Consider the following 3,409-nt stretch of genomic DNA (forward strand, 5'->3'; position numbering starts at 1 on the left):
CTGGACCGCAACCGCCGATTCCATCCTTCAGAAAGTGGCTCGGTTATGCAAAGTAATTTCTGGGACAGGACACTAGGCGGGCTTTTCTTTGCCTAGTCCCTCGGTTCTGACTTTGCTGTCTCTCTCAATGAGGCGGAGCGTAGTGAGTCAGTCCGTCCGTAGGCCCCCTGTCGCGAGGGGACCTGTTGGCAAGGTGGGGCAACTCGTAGAGTTGTCCGGCTTGTCGATGGGACGCGGGATAACCGGTTCGACAACACGGCGACGCAGTTGGCCGGGAGTCTTTCACGCAACAAACCGCAACGAATAGGTCGATCGCAGGTCAGCCGCGTGGCGAAGTGTTAGGCTGGACAAAAGGTAAGCGACGTGGGTATCCGCGCCCATGTCCGATCCGGCCACCCCGATATGCAACCGAGACCCGCCACCGGTCATCGCTCGAGTTGAGTAGCCGATCTGCCGACGCCCGTTGCCAGCTTACGCCTACCCTCAAACGACATGTTTCGTCGGCAAGAGCTCGCCGCTATAGCTCCGGGTTTGCCAAGTCGCCACTAACAATTTCGTCGCCGCGCCGGTGCGCCGCAGCCGTCGCTTCGGCTTTGCTTGGGAACGGGCCGATTTGCTCGACGCCGTCAAACGGGTAAAGCAATTTTCCGTCCGTCATCCTCACTACTTTCAGCGTGCCATAGTACCCGCTCGCAGCGGTGCCGCGATACGACGCGTATATCCGGAAATCATCTTCCGTCGCGCCAGGCGCCGGCGGAACTCTTTTTGTGGGGAACAAAGCGAGTTTCGGGCGCTTGCCCGTGACATGTGCCATATGGCCCCGACTTGTCTCACTTAGTGATGGCCACCTTTCAAACGCAAGAACGGTGCCGCGCAACCTCGACCCTGTTCGAACATCCAATTCTGAACGATCGCCTGCCAACGTTGGTTCACATTTCGCGTGCGACCGCCTGTTGTGCCGAACGTGTGTCCAACCGCATATGCCGACGTGCTACGCCAGCTGCACTAGGTCGTCGGTGGTGAAGTCAGCCCGCCAGGCACCCCTCTGGGCAGCCGTTGCACGGCTGCCCACGGTCCGCTTTGCGTCGTATCGGGCACCGTGGCTGCGCCGCAGTGGATATTCGGCCACATGCGCGGCGCTCGGGCGACATGGCTCCGCCTCATCTTGGCACCCCATCCGCCATGCGTGCCATTGAATCATTCGACGCTAACGATTACTGCCGGTCAACCGCTTTCGAAAGCGAGTAACCGGCCTGCTTCGAGGGACGAAGCGACGCAATGTGGCATAGATCTGCGAGGGTCCGCAAAGGTTCTGCGACCGCCAGATTCGCCGTCGAGGAGCGTGCCTAGGCGAGAACAGAACGTGAGCAGTTGTCGCGAGTAGCGACGTCAACAAGCAGCGCACGCGGCGGTGCTCGGTATCATCTGAGGGCCGTGCAGAGAGGATGCACGCGACGCCGTACTAAGGACATTTTGAGTACGCTTCAACGCTACTGGACTGTCATTAAAACAGCTGGGCTCTGCGAATTTGGTCGAGCACAGTGAGCGCCTTTGTCGCTGCGCCATCAATTGTAGCCCTCGAGCGGTAATTACTTTCTGGCGGCCTCCCGACGGCGCTACGACGGCAAGAACCGACGGGCTCCTAATCGGGCCTCGCCAATTTCCGGCGTTCAGCCGCCTTGGGAGTCTGGGCGCCGCAGTCCTGACATCCGCAACGCGGCGCAATGAACTTCGGGTTTCGGAGACGGCGGACGCGCGTTGACCACGCGAAGCGTCCCTCGACTCCATATTCTGAGTGGTCGCCTCTCGGCCGGCCCCTGTCTTAGGCAAGATTGTCAACGGGAGGGTGAGGTCAAACCGACCGACCACATGAGCACACTCCTTCAACTTTCGCTGCGGTTTGCTGAAACTGAAATTGCCTGCCCTGTAGTAGGACAAGCCAAGACGGATGACCCGACGGCCCTAAGCGTCGCTACCATGCGGTTCGCTGAAGGTAACGATCCTCTCGTGTATCGCAATGCAATGCCGGACCAGGTTCGGCCTCGATAGAAGGTAGCGCTTCAACGGCGTATCAATGTCGTAGTAATAGATGTTTGCGACGCAGCCGTAGATCGCGGCATCGACCGTGGCCGGCTCGGGCCCGAAGACAAAGCCGCTGTGGCCCATCCGATCGGCTACGACGCGCAGGTCGGCGATGCCGCGCTCGTACACCTGATCCGGCTCATAGCGGCCGATGCCCTGATAGTGGTATCGCAGCCGGTTGTACTCGCTCGCGGCTTCGAGTGCACTCGCAGCGACTTCTGGGTGCGCCGCCATGAAGGCAGAGCAAAAAGCCGGGCGAAAACGCTCGTCGCGCCACCGAGAGAAGCTCATCGGCCAGTACAGGTCGTCCAGTGTGCGTCGCACGAAGAAGTCGAGATTCGCTTGACCTGGTGAAAGCGCTCTGTCGATGCCTAGATCGTTTTTGCGCTTGAGATAGTCGATGATCGCATCGCTATCGCCGATGAATTCCTCGCCGTCGACCAGATACGGCAACCGCCCTCGCGGCGCCGCTTTCGTATCGAGAATGTGCTTATGCTCGAAGTCCAGGCCGCACAAGCGCATGAACGCATAGACCCTCAGGCCGAAGGGATTGTTGTCGGCGACGCCGAACAGGTCTGGGTAGGAATAGAGCGTCGGCATGGAACTCCCCCATGATGAAAACATGGAGCGACCAGCGCCGACGAGTTTGTAGCCGGGCGCAGTGAGCGATCATGACACATGAGCCAAACAGATTGCGGCCCCTCGAACGCAAAGTTTGAATGGACGTGATGAGCGCCGGCAGTGGACAACCGCGGGATGGAAGAGATGCGAGAGATCATTACGGCGTGGCCGTCGATATGGACGGCGTTTCGCAAACGCACCGCTTCGACGAGAGCGTTGGAATGACCGCAACCTTCCCAATCGGACGTCTGATGCTCTAAAAGCGACCGCTCGTTTCTAGCGCCCATGCAACCGGAGGCGCAGGTTCGCAACGCCGGGCGCAGTACTGGGAACACACTTGCAGCAATCCGGGAGTGCTGGCCGCGGGCGCGGTCGTGAACCAGCTTCTCATCGGACGCTGCACGCCTTCGCCAGCCAAAGCGTCGTAGGGGTAAGCGGCATACTTCAAGTCCACTGCCAGCTTTTCCACTGCGCATCTCAAAAGAGCGGACCGCTCGCTTGACGGGTGCAATCGACACAGAGCCTTCATAACCCGATTGCGCTCAGTCGCTAGCCGCGCCGCAAGCAAGAGCGTCTGCTGGAAGACGAAGTAGAGCGGCGCTCGCGAGTCCTCTGGGAGCCGAGTGAGGAGCGGGAGAAGAGGCGGACTGACCCCGGTCCAGTTCGCTGCGCCGACCATCACGCAGGCTAGGCGTGCCCACTCGCG

General features: G+C 60.2%; 2 protein-coding genes. Both read right to left on the reverse strand.

What is annotated here, in order from left to right; all coding sequences use genetic code 11:
• Positions 1-517 precede the first annotated feature (517 nt).
• On the reverse strand, positions 518-814 hold the full coding sequence (locus tag AB6804_RS31630) for a DUF6723 family protein (RefSeq protein WP_370889801.1): 297 nt from the start codon (positions 812-814) through the stop codon (positions 518-520).
• A 1,148-nt stretch (positions 815-1,962) separates the two neighbouring features.
• On the reverse strand, positions 1,963-2,682 hold the full coding sequence (locus tag AB6804_RS31635) for a glutathione S-transferase C-terminal domain-containing protein (protein ID WP_370889802.1): 720 nt from the start codon (positions 2,680-2,682) through the stop codon (positions 1,963-1,965).
• Positions 2,683-3,409 lie beyond the last annotated feature (727 nt).

Origin of the sequence: Caballeronia sp. RCC_10, assembly GCF_041360715.1 — a bacterium.
In the GTDB taxonomy this organism is placed as follows: domain Bacteria; phylum Pseudomonadota; class Gammaproteobacteria; order Burkholderiales; family Burkholderiaceae; genus Caballeronia; species Caballeronia grimmiae.

Excerpts from the sequence above, each read along its gene's own strand:
- AB6804_RS31630 (WP_370889801.1), bottom strand. The coding sequence starts at position 814 with ATGGCACATGTCACGGGCAAGCGCCCGAAACTCGCTTTGTTCCCCACA.
- AB6804_RS31635 (WP_370889802.1), bottom strand. The coding sequence starts at position 2,682 with ATGCCGACGCTCTATTCCTACCCAGACCTGTTCGGCGTCGCCGACAAC.